Below are 16,271 nucleotides of genomic sequence, written 5' to 3' on the forward strand. Positions count from 1 at the left end.
TTAGGCGGCCTTCAAGCCGGCCGCCTCGATCGGCGCCAGCCCGCGCAAGCGCAGCGCCATCGCCAGGGCCAGGCCGAGGGCCAGCGCCAGCAGCGCCACCACGCCATTCCAGCCGGCCGCGCTCCACACCGTCCCCGACCCCGCACCAATCACGCTCGACCCGATATAGTAGAAGAACAGGTACATGGCCGAGGCCAGTGCCTGCGGCGCCCTCGCCCGCCGCCCGACCCAGCTGCTGGTGACCGAATGCGTGCCGAAAAAACCGAAGGTAAACATACTCATCCCCGCCAAAATCACGATCAGATGGCTGGACAAGGTGAGCAGCAGCCCGGCCAGCATGATCACCATGACCATCCACAGCACGTTGCGCCGTCCGATGCGGTCGGCCAGCCGGCCGGCCCACACGGAGCTGAACATCCCGATCAGGTACAGCACCGACATGGCCCCCACCGCGCTCTGGCTCAGCTTGAACGGGGCGGCCAGCATGCGGTAGCCGATGTAGTTATACAGGCTCACGAACACGCCCATCACCAGAAATCCCAGCGCGAACAGCCACGGCATGCCGTCGTCGCGCAGATGGGTACGCGCGCCTTCCAGCAAACCACGGACGCCCGGCTTGCCGCCCCTGAAATTGTGCGACTCGGGCAAGCTGCGCGCGAACTCCCAGGCCGCGACCAAGCCGGCGCCGCCCATCGCGCCGAGCGCCAGGCGCCACGAGTAATGGTCGCTCACGACCGAGGCGATCACCCGGCCCGCCATGCCGCCAAGCGCGGTGCCGCTGATGTAGAGGCCCATCGACAGCCCGAGCGACGGCCCTTCGATTTCCTCGCTCAGGTAGGCCATGGCCACCGCCGGCATGCCGCCCATCGAAAACCCCAGCAAGGCGCGCAGCACCAGCAGTTGTGCGTAGTTCTGGGCGACGGCGGTCAGCAGCGTGAAGACGGCGGCGCCGACCAGAGAAAACGTCATCAGCTTCTTGCGGCCGATGCGGTCCGACAGCGCGCCGCTGATCACCAGCGACACCGCCAGCGCCAACGTGGCGATCGACAGCGACCAACTGCTTTGCGCCGGCGTAAGCGCGAACTGCTGCGCCAGCAGCGGCATGAGCGGCTGCACGCAATACAGGAGCGCGAAAGCGGAAAAGCCGCCGCACAGCATGGCGCGGTTGATGCGCTTGAAAGCGGCAGACGAGGAGGAAAAGCCGGCGGTAACGGCGCTCGATGGCATGATGGGCAACCCGAAGTGAATAGACTGGAGTTATCTTAGGTTTGCGCTTTTATACTGTCCAATATATATTTAAGTCGTTTCTCATACATTGAATCGATTACCGACATGGAATTTCGCCAGCTTCGCTACTTCATCGCCGTCGCCGAGGAACTGCATTTCACGCGCGCCGCCGAGCGCCTGCACATTGGCCAGCCGCCACTGAGCCACGCGATCCAGATGCTCGAAGCGGACGTCGGCGCGCAGCTGTTCGAGCGCACCAAGCGCTGGGTGAGGTTGACCGAAGCGGGCAAGCTGTTCCTGGACGATGCGCGCCGCATCGTGGCCTTGTCGGAGCAGGCGGCCAGCACCGCGCGCCGGGCCGAACGCGGCGAGGCGGGCGAACTGCGCATCGGCTTCACCTTCTCGACGCCGCTCACGCCCCTGTTTGCGAACGTGATCAACCGCTACCGCCAGCAGTATCCGGCGGTCACCTTGACGCTGCACGAAATGGCCACCGTGCCGCAGATCGAGATGCTGGCGCGGCGCGAACTCGACCTGGGATTCGTGCGCCCGCCGGAAGATACGCTGCCGGACAATATCGGCGTGACGGCGCTGCGCGAAGATCCGCTGGTGGCGGTGCTGCCCACCGGGCTGGCCCTGGCGAGAAAAGAGGCGATCGCGATCAGCGAGTTGGCCGAGCTGCCGTTCGTGATGTATCCGCACAGCGCGGGGACCGGGATTTATCCGCAGATTTTCAGGTTGTGCCGGGATGCCGGGTTCGTGCCGAGGGTGGAGCAGACGGCGGGGGAAGCGTCGACCATTATCGGGCTGGTGGCGGCGGGATGCGGGGTGTCGGTGCTGCCAGGGTCGTTCGAGCGGATCAGGATGGACGGGGTGTGCTATCGGCCGCTGCTCGATGCGGGGGCGACCACCACCTTGCTGCTGGCGCAGAGGAAGGGCGAGCATGCGCCGCTGGTGCAGGCGTTTTTGGCGTTGGCGAGCAGCGCTGCACTTTGATTCGCCCCAACCCGTCGTTCCCGCGAAGGCGGGAATCCATAGCACCTTTGCTCACAGGTGCTATGGATTCCCCCCTTCGCGGGAACGACGGAGCGAAGTACAGTGGCCTTAGCCGTAATCGGCATCGAGCTCCGACCCCGCATAATTTTCGAACTCGGCGAACAAGGTTTTCATCGCCGTGCGCGTGCGGATTTTCTGGATCACGGTGCAGTTGGTGCGGTACGATTCAATCCGCTCCGCAATCACCGGCTGGTGCTGCGCCGGGACCTGCTTCATCAGCGCCGCCCAGCCCTCTTCATAATCGGGCTTGTTCTTGCGGACCGACTTCACCAGGCGCTCAAAATCGGCCTGCCCGGTGCGCGCCACGATCCGCCCGCCGCCTTCGATCGCAAAAATGATCGCCACCGCAATCACGCCTTCGGCATTGAGGTCGGCGTCGTTGATCGGCCCCGCGTAGTGATGGCGGCGCAGCCAGCCGGCCGCGCGCACGATCGCCTGCACCGCCTTGCGCTGCCTGTACTGGACCTCGAATTTTTCGAACCCGGCCCAGTTCTGGTACGGATCGGCGCTGCAGATGTCGACGAACAAGTCCTTCAGGCGCCGCTGCGCGTACACCGGATCCTGGTCGTACTCGCCCACCAGCGAATCCTCCGGCAAGGCGGCCAGGTCGCGCACCATGCGAAAACCGGCCTGGAACGCATGCTCGGCACCTTCTTCGACCAGGAAATCGAGCGCCGTGTCGTCATCTTCTTCCCCCAGTTCGTGTTCGAGCCCCAGCGACACGCAGCCCACCGTCAGCAGCAAGGCCTTCTGGATGCCTTCGGCGGTGCGGTCGTTGGTGAACTTTTCGGCCACCATGGCGGTGATGCCGGCCAGTTCGTCGGCCAGGATCACCGACTCGTCGCCGATCGCGCGCGCGGACAGGCAGCGGATCGCCCGCACCAGCAGAGGCAGGCGCTCGACGACGATGGCCGGCAGCGTGTTTGGCGCCGCCTCCATCACGAGAAGATTCCCGTGCCGATGCTCTTGCGCACGCCGCGCTTGGGCACATTGCTGCGCGAGGACGGCACCTGCTTGCGCAAGCGGTACAGCAGTTCCTTGGTGCTGCGCATCAGGAACTGCTGCTCTTCGTCCGGGTCGTCGGTGTATTCGGCGTCGGCAATGTCGCCGCTGTGGCGGAAGTCCGGGAACAGTTCGAACAGGGCGCGGTCCCAGCCATCCTCGCTGGCCTTGGCCAGCTCGATCGCCAATGGCGCCACGTCGCTGTCGGACGAGGTCTGGCTGGTGATGTACGGGCCCTTGGCCAGTACTTCGCCGGCCAGTTCCAGCATCTCTTTCGGCGCCATCGAGAACAGGATCGCGAACACGGTCGCGCCATGATCGGTGGCCGAGGCCTCCATCAGCAGTTCGGCGCGGCGCTCCGGGTCGTCGGCCGAAAACACGATGCCGTGTACGTGCGCGAACAGGGTTTCGGCGACGCGCTCAGGGTCGTCTTCGATCATGTCGTCCGACCAGGTGGCGGCAAAAAACGCCAGGCTGTCGGCCCAGGCCTTGGGCGGCACCAGCAGGGTCGCCAGCGAGGTCTTGCCGCCGTCGAAACCGGACAAGTGCAGGGCCGTGACCTGCGGCGCGAGGGTGGAGAGCACCTCCGCCACGGCCAGGTCGCCATGCGTCTCGACCGCTTCGGAAAACGCCTGCTCGGCATGCGACAGCGAACCGGCCAGTACCAGTTCGCTGATCTGTTTCGACAGCGCGGGCAGATTGCTGTTGTCGCTCATGCTCAATCTCCTTCCTTGTCGAACATCTGGGCGAAGTCGTCGGTGACGCCGTCGTCGTCGTCGTCGTGGCGGTCGTCGCCGTCATCGTCGCGCGAGAGCTGTTCGAGCGATTCGTCGTCCTCGTCCCACAGGCGCGGGTGCTTGAACAGGAACGCGGTGATGATGGCCTGGCGCGCCAGTTCCGGATGGTTGGCGGTCATGGCGGCGTACATGGCTTCGGCATCGCCCTCGCAGGCGGCCATGGCGAAGACGTTTTCGGGGCTGCCGCCTTCGTACTCGCCCGCTTCGGCCAGCAAGCCCTTGGGATCGCTGAAGGTGATGTGATCGACCAGCGCGAAGCTCATCATGTTGACGTCTTCGATGCCGCCGCCGCTGGTGTATTCGCTCACCAGGGCACCGACCATCATGTCGTAGTTCTTGCGGTTCGGCGGGTCGCCCAAAATGCCGTCGATCTGGCCGCCGAGTTCACGCGACTGGTAGGCAAATTCGGGATGTACTTTTCTCATTTTCTGGTCCTGTTGGTAATGCGTATCGACTGTTGAAGCGAAGCGCGGACGCACGGCGCCTTGGGCAAGCGCGTGCCATGTCCGGAAGTTGGGGGCGGTGCTTACACCGGCAAGCTCACGCCATTCAGGCTGAACAGCGAACGCCACAAGGCGAACGCCTCTTCTTCCGCATCGATGATGATGCGGTGGTTGACGCTCTGGTTGTATTCCTCGCGCCTGGCCGGGTCGGACAGGATTTCGTAAGCCTTGACGATGCTCTTGAAACGCACTTCCGCACCGGGCGCGTCGTTGCGGTCCGGATGGAAACGCATCGCCAGCGAGCGGTAAACCTTCTTGATCTCGTCGTCGGTCGCATTCGGCGCCACGCCGAGGGTGGTGTATAAATTGTCCACGGGAAACTCCTGCTGCCGAAACTGTAAAGCGAGATTATCCTATAGAACGGCATCAAAGGGGCGGAACGCGGCTGCCGGTACCAGGACAGGCGCCCTTTGACTCTGATAGCAACACCTATTTGCGTTAAAATGACACAACCTTATCATTCGCAAAGCATCCCTCCATGAGCAACGAAAAAAACACTGCGGCGCCGGCTGCGAATGCCCCGTCGCCGAACTTCCTGCGCGCCATCGTCGAGCACGACCTGGCCGCCGGCGCGCACGTCCGTGAGGGCTTGCCGCCAGTTATCACCCGCTTTCCGCCCGAGCCGAACGGCTACCTGCACATCGGCCACGCCAAGTCGATCTGCGTCAACTTCGGCCTGGCGCGCGACTACCAGGGCCGCTGCCACCTGCGCTTCGACGATACCAATCCGGCCAAGGAAGAACAGGAATACGTCGACACCATCATCGACAGCGTCAAGTGGCTCGGTTTCAGCTGGGAACAACAAGGCGAGAGCCACCTGTACTACGCGAGCGACTATTTCGAGCGCCTGTACGCCATGGCCGAATACCTGATCACGGCCGGCTTCGCCTACGTGGACAGCCAGAGCGCCGACGATATCAAGAAAAACCGCGGCAATTTCGGCACGCCGGGCACCAACTCGCCCTTCCGCGACCGCACGCCCGAGGAATCGCTGGCGATGTTCCGCGACATGAAGGCAGGCAAGTACCAGGACGGGGAACACATCCTGCGCATCAAGATGGGCGCCGATTCGATGGCCTCGCCCAACATGACCAACCGCGACCCGGCCATTTACCGGATCCGCCATGCCCACCATCACCGTACCGGCGACGCCTGGTGCATTTATCCGATGTACGACTTCACGCACCCGATTTCGGACGCGCTGGAAAACATCACCCATTCGGTCTGCACGCTCGAATTCCAGGACCACCGCCCGTTCTACGACTGGCTGCTGGCCACCCTGGCCGACGGCGGCTTCTTCCAGAAGCCGCTGCCGCACCAGTACGAATTCGCGCGCCTGAACCTGACCTACGTGGTCACCAGCAAGCGCAAGCTGCGCGACATGGTGGTCAAGGGCATCGTCTCCGGCTGGGACGATCCGCGCATGCCGACCATCGTCGGCTTGCGCCGGCGCGGCTACACGCCGGAATCGATCCAGCTGTTCTGCGAGCGCATCGGCGTGTCCAAGGCCGACGGCTGGATCGACATGAGCACGCTCGAAGGCTGCCTGCGCGACGACCTCGACCCGAAAGCGCCGCGCGCCACCGCCGTGCTGCGTCCGCTGAAGTTGATTATTGATAACTTTCCGGAAGGCGAATCGGTCGAATGCAACTCGCCCGTACACCCGCACTTTCCAGAGCGCGGCCTGCGCACTTTCCCTATCACGCGCGAGCTCTGGATCGAGCAGGATGACTTCATGGAAGTGCCGTCAAAAGGTTACTTTCGGTATTTCCCGCCGATCGGCGACGCCCCCGGCAGCCGGGTGCGATTGCGCCACGGCTACGTGACCGAATGCACCGGTTTCGACAAGGATGCTGAGGGGAATGTTACCGCCGTTCATGTGAAGTATTTTGAAGACAGCAAATCGGGCACCGAAGGTTCGAACACCTACAAGGTCAAAGGTAACATTCACTGGGTCAGCGCCGCCACCGCGCTCGAAGCCGAAGTGCGCCTGTACGACCGCCTGTTCACCGAGCCGCAGCCGGACGCCGGCGGACGCGAATGGGAGCCCTTCCTCAACCCGAACGCGCTGGAAGTGGTGACGGCCTACCTGGAGCCGGGCATGAGCGCGGCCGAACCCGGCCAGCGCTTCCAGTTCGAGCGCCACGGCTACTTCGTCGCGGACCGTGTCGACTCCACCCCGGGCAAGCCGGTATTTAACAGAGTTACTACTTTGAAAGATAGCTGGGCAAAATAAACGTTGCCGAAACGCGACACTTTCGCCCCCACCGAACCCCGCCCCGGCACTGCCGCGGCGGGGTTTTTTCTATATTCAGACTTTTCCGATCTCCATACCTAGCAGGATCAATAGGTATTATGACAACTAACTTCCGGTTAATGTGGATCAAACAATGCATCGCCATTTGGGGCTACCGAAAGGAATGCAAGGCACCATGCTTACTCTAAAGACAACTATAAAAACATTTTCGATGGCTCGTCCCGCCCTTTGGGTCGGCTTGCCCTTTTCCCTGGCGGTGGGTTTGGTGCTTTACCTGGCCACCGCCAATTCTATTCAAACCGATTCGCGCGCCCGTTTCGCCGGCCTGGCGCAAAATGCCCGCAACACCATCAACGCCCGCATCAAGTCGTATACCGACGTGTTGCGTGGCACGGTGAGCGTATTCCAGATCAGCGAGCCGCTCACGCGCCGCCAGTTCCACGGCTACGTCAACGGGCTGGGACTGGCGCGCAATTTCCCGGCCATCGAAAACATCAATTTCGCCCAGATGCTGCAGGAGGCCGACCGCGATGCCTTCCTCCAGCGCGTGCGCAAGGAACGCGCGGCCGACGGCGCCGACGGGGCGGAGGAGTTCACCATCAAGCCGCCCGGGCGCCGTCCTTCCTACACGGTGGTCACCTTCGTGGAGCCGGAAGTGCGCTGGGCCGCCACGCTCGGCTACGACCTGTTCACCAATCCGCTGATCGTCGACACGCTCGACGAGCTGCGCGACACCGGCAAGCTGTTCACCTCGGGCTTGCCGATTTCCTTCATTTCGGGACCGGGCCGCACCGGGCTCGGCATGCGCCTGCCGGTCTACCGGCCGCATGCGCCGACCGCGACCGTTGCGCAGCGGCGCGCCGCTTATCTGGGCACGGTCGGGATCGCCTTCAGCGTGCAAAAGCTGGTGCAGGGCGTGATCGACGAAGTGCCGATCAAGAATGTGCGCATGATGCTGGTCGATAACGCCATCGGCCCGGACATGCTGCGCGGGCGCGTGCTGTTCGACAGCGGCGGCGGCGACGAAACGTCCCTGCCCGCCGTGCTGGGGCCGGAACGCTTCCACGCGACCTTGCCGATCGACTTCAACGGCCGCCAGTGGGACGCCACCTTCAGCGTCGCCGCGACCGAGCTGTACACGGGCTTCGAGGAATTCGCGCCGTGGCTGGCGATGATGGCCGGCTCGGTCAGCTCGATGCTGTTGTACGCCCTGTTCCATGCGCTGACCTCGTCACGGCGGCGCGCCATCAAGATGGCCAAGGGCATGACGCGCGAACTGCGCGACAGCCAGGCCAAGCTGCAACTGTCGCACCAGAACCTGCGCCGCCTGGCGGCCCACGCCGACCAGATCAAGGAAGGCGAGCGCAAGCGCATCGCGCGCGAAATCCACGACGACCTCGGCCAGAACCTGCTGGCGCTGCGCATCGAAGCGGACATGCTCAGTTCGCGCACGCGCGAGCGCCATCCGCGCCTGCACGCGCGCGCGCGCTCGACCTTGCAGCAGATCGACGCCACCATCAAGAGCGTGCGCCAGATCATCAACGACCTGCGCCCGAACGTGCTCGACCTGGGGCTGTCGGCGGCGGTCGAGTGGCAGATCGCCGAATTCAAGCGCCGCACCGGCATTGCCTGCGAACTGATCGACGAACCGAAGGAAGTGGCGCTCGGCGACCATGCGGCCACGGCCTTTTTCCGCATCCTGCAAGAATCGCTGAGCAACATCGTGCGCCATGCACAGGCCAGCCGGGTCAGGGTCGAACTCAAGCTGGGCGGCAACCGCCTGTCGATGACCGTCAGCGACAACGGCATCGGTTTGCAGGCCGGCGAACGGGCCAAGGTCGGCTCGTTCGGCCTGGTCGGCATCGAGGAGCGCATCAGCATCCTCGGCGGCTCGTTTTCCATCACCAGCGATAGCGGCGGAGGGACCACAGTCTGCGTGAGCGTCCCTTTGCACAATGAGCCCGCACGTGGCCACGCCACCGCTGCGTCCAGCAAAAATGAAACGCATGCCGCGTTTGTCTGATGACGACGGGCATTGTCCTAAACAGATTCCTCCTCGATGGCTTGCGGCACAGTCAGTGCATCCGCGATGCGCTAGGAATATCCCCGAGTAATGCTTGAGCAAAGTCAACAAGTCGGCAGCGGACCGGCGCAACATCCTCAAACAGTAACGGAAATCAATGTAATCGGGCAATTGATTGACCGAAAGAAAGAAAGGAGACAGGCAGCTTGTAGTACCGGTAACACCCGCAAGTCCAAACAGGGAATGTAGTCACATAAACCAATCACAACTCTATAAAAGAGGCCTAATCATGATGACCAACGACGCAATCAAAGCAATTTCGGAACTCGATCTGGACCCGATCAAATTCAAGCTCACCCATGCCGAATCCGGTGAAGGCTGGTCGCAGGAAAAAGCCGATGCGGTGGAAGTGGAATATCGCCGCTTCCTGTACCTGATGAAGGCATTCCCGGAAGACGAAACCGCGCCGATGATCGAAGTCGACATCTTCTGGCACTACCATATTCTGGACACCATGAAGTACGCGAAGGATTGCGAGCACGTGTTCGGCTATTTCCTGCATCACTATCCGTATGTGGGCATGAGCGGCGAAGAAGAAGATACGCAGCACCTGCAGGACTGCGGCAACCGCATGCGCGACCTGTATGAAAGCAGCTTCGGCGAAGTCTATGGCGCCCGCGCCGCCGCCTGGTGCACGCGTGCCGTGGAAGAGACGCCGCTGCAGGCAGGCGGCGCGCAATCGGCATGGTGTACCCGCACTGCGGAAGGTGAAACGGCGGTAGCGGCCGGCGCCAAAGCCGCATGGTGTACCCGGACCAATGCCGAAGCAGCCAAAGCCGCATGGTGTACCCGGACTACCACCGGTAGCGCTGCCTCGGCTTGGTGTACGCGCACCGTATCGGCCGACACCAAAGCCGCATGGTGTACCCGTACTACCACCGATAGCGCAAAGTCCGCCTGGTGCACGCGCACTGCAACGCCGGAAGCGAAAGCCGCCTGGTGTACGCGCACTACCACCGACAGCGCAAAATCGGCATGGTGTACGCGCACTGCAACGCCGCAAGCAACATCGGCCTGGTGTACCCGCACTGCGACGCCGCAAGCAACATCGGCCTGGTGTACCCGCACTGCGACGCCGCAAGCAACATCGGCCTGGTGTACGCGCACCAGCGCAAAGGCAGTGAAATCGGCATGGTGCACCAGGGCCATGCCAGCGGCTGTGCAATCGGCCTGGTGCACGAGGGTCTCGGGCGAGCCTATGGTTGTGACCGCCGCCACATCGGACCTGCTGCTATCGATCAGCAAGGGCGTGGCGCAGTCGGCTTGAACAAGTCAGGCTACGCCGGACGCCGGCAATGAGTAATGCCTGGCCGCTCGCGCAGCCTGCGCCACGGCCCGCGCAAGAGTACTAAACCAGAAAGGTAAGGCCGATGCGCTGCAACGCGGACCGGCATTGGCATCCCAAGGGGCACATGGTGCCCCTTTTCTTTTGGCTCGCCTCAGGTGTTGAGATTGATGCTCACTGCCGGCACACCCATCATGGCGCGCAATTCCCGGATACTGAAATCGCTGATCTCATGCATGCGCAACAGGATGGTCGCGCCGATCGGCAACGTGCGGTGGCGGATTTTACTGATTACGGGTGGCGCAACTTCGAGCGCGCGCGACAGGGCCGCATCGTTCTTGAGCTGCAAGCGTTCGATGATAGCGTCGAGCACCTTGTTCGGATCGTAAGTCGGTTCTTCAGGAAATCTGCGATTGGTCATGAATTTAAGTCTCTCGAAATTCGCGCCCGTGGCATATTCGCCAGGGCACTATCTTTACAGTCGATTAGTAAGCGGTGATGGCAAAAACAGTCTGAATATGCGGCTGCTTAGGCATGGGCTTGCATCATACACCTAAGTGTTGACATTCGCTCAACCAACAGAACTTAAACTCAATACACTTTGTATTTAAGGCAATATTTGGTGAGAATGTGTCCGGCGTGCGGCGCGCCGCGCGGGCGCAAACAGCCAGTACAGGGCAATCTGCGTGGCCAAACAACTGTAGTTGGTGGGAATCAGATAGAATTCGATGAGCAAGCGCTCACTATCGGCGCGGACAAGGTGCCAGCCGAGCTGGCGGCGGATCTCGTCGGGCGGCGGCGGCGGGCGACGCGCGCCCTCGCGCCGGGCCATATAGGCGCGTACTTGTTCCTTGGATGGCTGGATGATCCGATGTGGCACGGCGGTAGGCACGGCGGTAGGCACAGCGGTAGGCACAGCGGTAGGCATGGCGGTGAGCACAAGTGAGCAATGGAGAGACGACATCGCACACAATACGACCAAGCCGCGCCCAGAACTTGATGGCTGTCAAACGAGCGCGGGAATTGGCCCATTGACAGCCGGGTTTCTGCCTATTTCTTCTGGCTTGCCAGGTACAAAGCCTTGGCATCCTGATGCGCGCGGTCCACGGTGCGCATGGCTTCCTTCTCGTCATGCTCGACGAAAAATTCGGCATCCTGCGCTTTCACGACCAGCTTGATCGCGGCGGCATCGCTCAGGTTGTACTTTTCGGTGATCAGGGTGGTTACTTCATCAAGATATTCTTCGTAGGTCATCGCGCTTCCTTAGTGAGGACCGTCATTTTACCAGCGCCATCGCCGCCACCGCCGGCGCCACTTGCGGATAACGCAGGCGCATGCCCAGTTCCTGCTTGATGCGCTGGTTGCTCATGCGCCGCGACTCGGACATGAACGACAGCAACATCGGAGAAACCGAAGCAACTAGTTGCGATCGCGCAACGCGAGGCGGACGCGCCATGCCGAAGGCGTCCGCCACGGTATCGAAATAATCCGCCATTTTCATATGGGTATCGTCGACGGCATGATAGATGCGTCCCGGCAATGTCCTGTACAAGGCCAATGCGACAATCCGCGCCAGGTCGTCGGCGTGGATATGGTTGGTGAACACGTCCTCTGCGGCCAGCAGCGCGGGCGTACTCTGCTCCAGGCGGCGCAGCGGCAAGCGCTCGCGCGCGTAGATGCCGGGCACGCGCAGGATCGCCAGGCGCGCGCCGCTGCGGCTGGCCCAGGCGCGCAGGACCCGTTCGGCATCGACCCGGCGCTGGGCGCGCGCATTGCGCGGGGCCACGGTGCGGGTTTCATCGATCAGCGCGCCGCCGCAATCGCCGTACACCCCGGTGGTACTGATATACACCATGCGCGCGCCAGACGGCAGCACTGCGCACAAGTTGCGCGTGCGCGAATCGGTGCCGCCTTCGCCTGGCGGCGGCGCCATATGCACCACCCAGTCGGCCAGGCCGGCCAGGCGTTTCAGGCTGGCCGGTTGGTCCAGGTCGGCAATGATGGGAATCGCGCCGGCCGCGCGCAACTCGGCGCAGCGTTCGGCATTGCTGGTCACGGCGAAGACGCGAAAGCGCGCGCGCACCAGCGGCAACAGGCGCATGCCGACGTCGCCGCAGCCGAGAATCAGGAGACGCGGCCGTTTGAAGGGTGAAGAGGTCATCATGTGAATGGAAGATTATCGATGGCGTAGCCGGACAATATACAAGATAAAGACAGCGCCGGTGGCGCGGCCGGGGCTGGCGGGCTGTTGCACGCGGCGCCGGCCGGAGTGCATGTAAAATACCGGCAACCGTCGGTCGTCGCGGCAGAAGTGGTTCAACCGGCACGATCGACCCCGACCACGTAGTACTTATTGATGATGACGATATGACGTTTCAGATTACTGTCCAGCCGAGCGGCCACCAGTTTGCCTGTGAAGCGGACGAAACCGTGCTGGCGGCGGCGATCCGCGCCGGCGTCGGCCTGCCCTACGGCTGCAAAAATGGCGCCTGCGGTTCCTGCAAGGGCAAGCTTGTCTCCGGCACGGTCACGCACAAGGCGCACCAGCAGCGCGCCCTGAGCGACGACGAAAAAGCCCAGGGTTTTTCGCTGTTCTGCTGCGCCACCACGGCGGCCGACCTGGTGATCGAAGCGCGTGAAGTGGGCGGCAGCACCGATTATCCGGTGCGCAAGATGCCATCGCGCGTGGCCAGCATCGAAAAACCGGCGCCGGACGTGGCCATCGTCACCCTGCAACTGCCGGCCAATGAAGCGCTGGCCTACCGTCCGGGGCAATATATCGAGTTCATGCTACGCGACGGCAAGCGGCGCAGCTACAGCATGGCAAGCGCGCCCAGCCAGGGCGGTCCGCTGACCTTGCACATCCGCTACATGGCGGGAGGCCTGTTCACGGAGCAAGTATTCAACACCATGAAAGAGCGCGACATTTTGCGTTTCGAAGGGCCGTTCGGCACCTTTTACCTGCGCGAAGACAGCGACAAGCCGATCGTGCTGCTGGCGTCCGGCACTGGTTTCGCGCCGGTCAAGGCGCTGGTCGAGCACCTGATCCACCTCGGCTCCACCCGTCCGGTCAGCCTGTACTGGGGTGGACGCCGGCCAAGCGACCTGTACATGAACGCGCTGTGCGAAGAATGGGCGGCCACCCTGCCCCAGTTCAAGTACGTGCCGGTGGTGTCGCACGCCTTCCCGGAAGACCACTGGAGCGGGCGCACCGGCTACGTCCACGCCGCCGTGATGCACGACTTTCCCGACCTGTCCGGCCACCAGGTATACGCCTGCGGCGCGCCGGTGGTGGTCGACGCGGCGCGCCGCGAGTACGTCGAGCAATGCCGCCTGCCCGCCGAAGAATTCTACGCCGACGCCTTCACCAGCGAAGCCGACCTGGCCTGATCGGGCCGCGCCCCAATCGGGGTCAGAGCTTCGCCCCACTCCGGGGTCAGAGCTTTAATTAGCAATAAATTGCTAATTAAAGCTCTGACCCCGGTTGGTGCTGACCCCGGTTGGTGACCCGGTTGGTGGATTATTTGCGCTTGACTGAGCTGGCGTCGAACTGCTCGCTGTTTTTGCCGGTCACGCCGCTGTAGAACTGCTGGATCTCGGCCATGTCGAACGTGATGTCGCCCGTGGTCTGGAACATGCGGCCAATGCCGCCCGTCTTGCGCTTGAAGTCCAGGTAGGCCAGCGCGATCGGTACGTTGGCGCCGTGCGCAATGTGATAAAAACCCGTCTTCCAGTGCGTTACCTTGCCGCGCGTGCCTTCCGGCGCGACAATCACCGCCAGCCGCTCGCGCCTGGCGAACGCGTCAATCGTGTTCTGGACCGTGTTGTTCGACGCCGTGCGGTCGATCGCTATCCCGCCCAGCCAACGCGAAAGCGAGCCGATCGGCCATTTGAACAAACTCGACTTGGCCATCCAGTACACCCGCAGCCGCAAGGCGAAACACACCATCAGCGTCATCGGGAAATCCCAGTTGCTGGTGTGGGGCGCGGCAATCAGGACGTACCTGGAATAGCCGGCAATCTGCTCCGGGGTCAATCCTTCGGTTCGCCATCCAAGCAAGCGCAAGGTCAGCAGCGAAAAGCCTCTCATCAGGGTGTTGACGACAGGGGTGTCAAATATGGTGTTCTGCATAAAACGATAACGACAAGGAAGGGGCACAGCCAGCAGGGTCGGGAAACATCGGGCACAATGCCATGTTGATGATTCCAGAAAGAATCATTTTACCCTACCCGCGTAGCCAGTCCCGAAAGTTCCTATGTCAGTGATGTCACCGTCCAACGGTTTCAGTGTTTTGCGCAATCGAAATTTCTCGTTTTACCTTGCGGCGCGCGTGTTGGGCACCCTGGCGGTACAGATGCAAAGCGTGGCCATTGGCTGGCAGGTGTATCAAATGACCGGCAGCCTGTTCGACCTGGGCTTGATCGGCCTGGCCCAGTTCGCCCCTTTCCTGGTGTTGATCTTGCTGGCCGGCCACACGGCCGACCGCTACAACCGGCGCCTGATCATCATCATCTGCCTCCTCACGCAGTTGCTGTGCGGTTTGCTGTTGCTGGCCTTCACCGTGAGCGGGATCGGGGTGGTGTGGCCGGTGTTCGCGGTCCTGGTGCTGTTCGGCAGCGCTCGCGCCTTCATGATGCCGGCCACCCAGGCGGTGCTGCGCAATATGGTGCCGAACGAGCGCTTCAGCCAGGCCGTCGCCCTCAGTTCCTCGGCCTTTCACGTCGCCGTCATTGTCGGCCCCGTGCTGGGCGGCTTGCTGTACATCGCCGGGCCGTCCACCGTGTACCTGGCCGCCGCCGCGCTGCTGGTGCTGTCGGTGATGCTGATGGCGCTCACCACCAGCGCGCCGCAGGCGGTCAACAAGGATCCGGCGACCTGGCACACGGTGCTGGAAGGCTTGCGCTTCGTGTGGTCGCGCCCGATCATGCTGGGGGCAATTTCGCTCGACCTGTTCGCGGTGCTGTTCGGCGGCGCCACGGCGCTGTTGCCGGCGTACGCGCACGATGTGCTGCAGGTGGACTCGGCGGGCCTGGGCCTGCTGCGCACCGCGCCCGGGGTCGGCGCCGCGCTGTGCTCGGTGTTGCTGGCGTTTTATCCGATCCGCCGCCGCGTCGGCGCGTGGATGTTCGGCGGCGTGGCCGTGTTCGGCCTGGCCACCATGGTGCTGGGCTGGAGCGCGAGTTTTCCGGTCGCGCTGGCGGCCCTGTTCCTGCTCGGCGCGGGCGATATGGTCAGCGTCTACGTACGCCATCTGCTGGTGCAGTTCGAAACGCCGGACGAGATCCGCGGCCGCGTGAGCGCGGTCAATGCGGTGTTCATCGGCGCATCCAACGAGCTCGGCGAATTCGAGTCGGGCCTGACCGCAGGCTGGTTCGGCCTGACCCGCGCCATCTTGTTCGGCGGCGCCGCCACCCTGGCGGTCACGGCGATCTGGATCGTCAAGTTCCCGGTGCTCTCGCGCATGGACCGCTTTCCCCATCATGAAAACGAAGAGGCCGCCGCGCGCGACGCCAAGGCCCTGCCATGACGCTGGCCACCCATCTGCACGCGTTCGGCGCGCGTGCCCCGGCGCCGGGCGATGCGCCGTTCCTGGCGCGCCTGTATGCCTCCACGCGCCAGGACTTGCTCGGCAGCGGCGGCGCCGATCCGACCCTGGCCGCGTCGCTGATATCGATGCAGCAGCGCCTGCAAGGAGCCGATTACCGCGCGCGCTTTCCCGATGCCCTGTATCTGATCTTGCACGAGGGCCAAGAAGCGCTGGCGCGCATCGTCGTCGACCATGGGCCGCTGGCCGTGCGCCTGGTCGATATCGCCCTGCTGCCGCATGCGCGCGGACGCGGCATCGGCAGCGCCGTGCTGCGCGCACTCCAGCAATGGGCGGCCGGGCATGGCCTGCCGCTGACCTTGTCTGTGCATCGCAGCAATCCGCAGGCGCGCCGTTTGTACCTGAACATGGGCTTCGCCATCGAGCGCGTCGACGCGCTGGCGGACGCCCTGCGCTGGCCACCGGCATGACCCGATTTCATTTGCACGGAGCAATATCAACGAAAGGTGTAAGAT

At 63.1% G+C, this 16,271-nt stretch carries 17 protein-coding genes; 7 read left to right on the top strand and 10 right to left on the bottom strand.

Going from position 1 to position 16,271, the window contains the following annotated elements:
- Nucleotides 1-1,227 carry an MFS transporter gene (locus F1735_RS18225; RefSeq protein WP_167238259.1) on the bottom strand — a complete coding sequence of 409 codons (1,227 nt, stop codon included), beginning with the start codon at nt 1,225-1,227 and terminating at the stop codon, nt 1-3.
- A gap of 105 nt (nt 1,228-1,332) precedes the next feature.
- Between F1735_RS18225 and F1735_RS18230 the strand changes: the two genes are divergently transcribed.
- Nucleotides 1,333-2,223: a LysR family transcriptional regulator gene (locus tag F1735_RS18230; protein WP_167238260.1), complete on the top strand. Its 891-nt coding sequence runs from the start codon at nt 1,333-1,335 to the stop codon at nt 2,221-2,223.
- A gap of 108 nt (nt 2,224-2,331) precedes the next feature.
- Here F1735_RS18230 and F1735_RS18235 read toward each other — a convergent pair whose 3' ends face one another.
- The 4 genes from F1735_RS18235 to F1735_RS18250 all read right to left on the bottom strand — a co-directional run bounded on the left by F1735_RS18235 (nt 2,332) and on the right by F1735_RS18250 (nt 4,899).
- Entirely contained in the window at nt 2,332-3,222 is an 891-nt protein-coding gene (locus tag F1735_RS18235) for a DUF6178 family protein (RefSeq protein ID WP_167238261.1), read from the bottom strand.
- The gene (locus F1735_RS18240) at nt 3,222-4,001 is read right to left on the bottom strand and encodes a hypothetical protein (RefSeq protein ID WP_167238262.1); all 780 of its coding nucleotides are present in this window, start codon (nt 3,999-4,001) and stop codon (nt 3,222-3,224) included. Before F1735_RS18240 ends, F1735_RS18235 begins: the two co-directional genes overlap by 1 nt.
- A gap of 2 nt (nt 4,002-4,003) precedes the next feature.
- Nucleotides 4,004-4,507: a hypothetical protein gene (locus F1735_RS18245; RefSeq protein WP_167238263.1), complete on the bottom strand. Its 504-nt coding sequence runs from the start codon at nt 4,505-4,507 to the stop codon at nt 4,004-4,006.
- A gap of 101 nt (nt 4,508-4,608) precedes the next feature.
- Nucleotides 4,609-4,899: a J domain-containing protein gene (locus tag F1735_RS18250; RefSeq protein ID WP_167238264.1), complete on the bottom strand. Its 291-nt coding sequence runs from the start codon at nt 4,897-4,899 to the stop codon at nt 4,609-4,611.
- A 164-nt stretch (nt 4,900-5,063) separates the two neighbouring features.
- Between F1735_RS18250 and F1735_RS18255 the strand changes: the two genes are divergently transcribed.
- The 3 genes from F1735_RS18255 (at nt 5,064) to F1735_RS18265 (ending at nt 10,192) form a co-directional block, all read left to right on the top strand.
- The gene (locus F1735_RS18255) at nt 5,064-6,821 is read left to right on the top strand and encodes a glutamine--tRNA ligase/YqeY domain fusion protein (RefSeq protein ID WP_167238265.1); all 1,758 of its coding nucleotides are present in this window, start codon (nt 5,064-5,066) and stop codon (nt 6,819-6,821) included.
- 232 nt (nt 6,822-7,053) lie between these two features.
- Nucleotides 7,054-8,865 carry a sensor histidine kinase gene (locus F1735_RS18260; RefSeq protein ID WP_167238266.1) on the top strand — a complete coding sequence of 604 codons (1,812 nt, stop codon included), beginning with the start codon at nt 7,054-7,056 and terminating at the stop codon, nt 8,863-8,865.
- 292 nt (nt 8,866-9,157) lie between these two features.
- On the top strand, nt 9,158-10,192 hold the full coding sequence (locus tag F1735_RS18265; RefSeq protein ID WP_167238244.1) for a glycine-rich domain-containing protein: 1,035 nt from the start codon (nt 9,158-9,160) through the stop codon (nt 10,190-10,192).
- A 172-nt stretch (nt 10,193-10,364) separates the two neighbouring features.
- Here F1735_RS18265 and F1735_RS18270 read toward each other — a convergent pair whose 3' ends face one another.
- The 4 genes from F1735_RS18270 to F1735_RS18285 all read right to left on the bottom strand — a co-directional run bounded on the left by F1735_RS18270 (nt 10,365) and on the right by F1735_RS18285 (nt 12,371).
- The gene (locus F1735_RS18270) at nt 10,365-10,631 is read right to left on the bottom strand and encodes a hypothetical protein (RefSeq protein WP_167238267.1); all 267 of its coding nucleotides are present in this window, start codon (nt 10,629-10,631) and stop codon (nt 10,365-10,367) included.
- 186 nt (nt 10,632-10,817) lie between these two features.
- Complete coding sequence (locus tag F1735_RS18275; RefSeq protein WP_373888544.1) at nt 10,818-11,102, bottom strand: hypothetical protein; 285 nt, start codon at nt 11,100-11,102, stop codon at nt 10,818-10,820.
- A 158-nt stretch (nt 11,103-11,260) separates the two neighbouring features.
- Nucleotides 11,261-11,464, bottom strand: coding sequence for a hypothetical protein (locus F1735_RS18280; protein WP_166878928.1), 204 nt, complete (start codon nt 11,462-11,464; stop codon nt 11,261-11,263).
- 22 nt (nt 11,465-11,486) lie between these two features.
- Entirely contained in the window at nt 11,487-12,371 is an 885-nt protein-coding gene (locus F1735_RS18285) for an SDR family oxidoreductase (RefSeq protein WP_229505844.1), read from the bottom strand.
- Nucleotides 12,372-12,577: 206 nt separating this feature from the next.
- On the opposite strand from F1735_RS18285, the gene F1735_RS18290 reads away from it, so the two are divergent.
- Complete coding sequence (locus F1735_RS18290) at nt 12,578-13,600, top strand: CDP-6-deoxy-delta-3,4-glucoseen reductase (RefSeq protein WP_167238269.1); 1,023 nt, start codon at nt 12,578-12,580, stop codon at nt 13,598-13,600.
- Nucleotides 13,601-13,730: 130 nt separating this feature from the next.
- Here F1735_RS18290 and F1735_RS18295 read toward each other — a convergent pair whose 3' ends face one another.
- Nucleotides 13,731-14,342, bottom strand: a complete 612-nt coding sequence (locus tag F1735_RS18295) for a lysophospholipid acyltransferase family protein (protein ID WP_167238270.1) — start codon at nt 14,340-14,342, stop codon at nt 13,731-13,733.
- Nucleotides 14,343-14,466: 124 nt separating this feature from the next.
- Between F1735_RS18295 and F1735_RS18300 the strand changes: the two genes are divergently transcribed.
- On the top strand, nt 14,467-15,738 hold the full coding sequence (locus F1735_RS18300; protein ID WP_167238271.1) for an MFS transporter: 1,272 nt from the start codon (nt 14,467-14,469) through the stop codon (nt 15,736-15,738).
- Nucleotides 15,735-16,226, top strand: a complete 492-nt coding sequence (locus F1735_RS18305) for a GNAT family N-acetyltransferase (protein WP_167238272.1) — start codon at nt 15,735-15,737, stop codon at nt 16,224-16,226. Before F1735_RS18300 ends, F1735_RS18305 begins: the two co-directional genes overlap by 4 nt.
- Nucleotides 16,227-16,271: the final 45 nt, after the last annotated feature.

The organism is Massilia genomosp. 1, assembly GCF_011682185.1.
Taxonomy (GTDB): Bacteria; Pseudomonadota; Gammaproteobacteria; order Burkholderiales; family Burkholderiaceae_D; genus Telluria_A; species Telluria_A rubra.

Excerpts from the sequence above, each read along its gene's own strand:
- F1735_RS18225 (WP_167238259.1), bottom strand. The coding sequence starts at position 1,227 with ATGCCATCGAGCGCCGTTACCGCCGGCTTTTCCTCCTCGTCTGCCGCT.
- F1735_RS18230 (WP_167238260.1), top strand. The coding sequence starts at position 1,333 with ATGGAATTTCGCCAGCTTCGCTACTTCATCGCCGTCGCCGAGGAACTG.
- F1735_RS18235 (WP_167238261.1), bottom strand. The coding sequence starts at position 3,222 with ATGGAGGCGGCGCCAAACACGCTGCCGGCCATCGTCGTCGAGCGCCTG.
- F1735_RS18240 (WP_167238262.1), bottom strand. The coding sequence starts at position 4,001 with ATGAGCGACAACAGCAATCTGCCCGCGCTGTCGAAACAGATCAGCGAA.
- F1735_RS18245 (WP_167238263.1), bottom strand. The coding sequence starts at position 4,507 with ATGAGAAAAGTACATCCCGAATTTGCCTACCAGTCGCGTGAACTCGGC.
- F1735_RS18255 (WP_167238265.1), top strand. The coding sequence starts at position 5,064 with ATGAGCAACGAAAAAAACACTGCGGCGCCGGCTGCGAATGCCCCGTCG.
- F1735_RS18260 (WP_167238266.1), top strand. The coding sequence starts at position 7,054 with ATGGCTCGTCCCGCCCTTTGGGTCGGCTTGCCCTTTTCCCTGGCGGTG.
- F1735_RS18265 (WP_167238244.1), top strand. The coding sequence starts at position 9,158 with ATGACCAACGACGCAATCAAAGCAATTTCGGAACTCGATCTGGACCCG.
- F1735_RS18270 (WP_167238267.1), bottom strand. The coding sequence starts at position 10,631 with ATGACCAATCGCAGATTTCCTGAAGAACCGACTTACGATCCGAACAAG.
- F1735_RS18280 (WP_166878928.1), bottom strand. The coding sequence starts at position 11,464 with ATGACCTACGAAGAATATCTTGATGAAGTAACCACCCTGATCACCGAA.
- F1735_RS18285 (WP_229505844.1), bottom strand. The coding sequence starts at position 12,371 with ATGACCTCTTCACCCTTCAAACGGCCGCGTCTCCTGATTCTCGGCTGC.
- F1735_RS18290 (WP_167238269.1), top strand. The coding sequence starts at position 12,578 with ATGACGTTTCAGATTACTGTCCAGCCGAGCGGCCACCAGTTTGCCTGT.
- F1735_RS18295 (WP_167238270.1), bottom strand. The coding sequence starts at position 14,342 with ATGCAGAACACCATATTTGACACCCCTGTCGTCAACACCCTGATGAGA.
- F1735_RS18300 (WP_167238271.1), top strand. The coding sequence starts at position 14,467 with ATGTCAGTGATGTCACCGTCCAACGGTTTCAGTGTTTTGCGCAATCGA.
- F1735_RS18305 (WP_167238272.1), top strand. The coding sequence starts at position 15,735 with ATGACGCTGGCCACCCATCTGCACGCGTTCGGCGCGCGTGCCCCGGCG.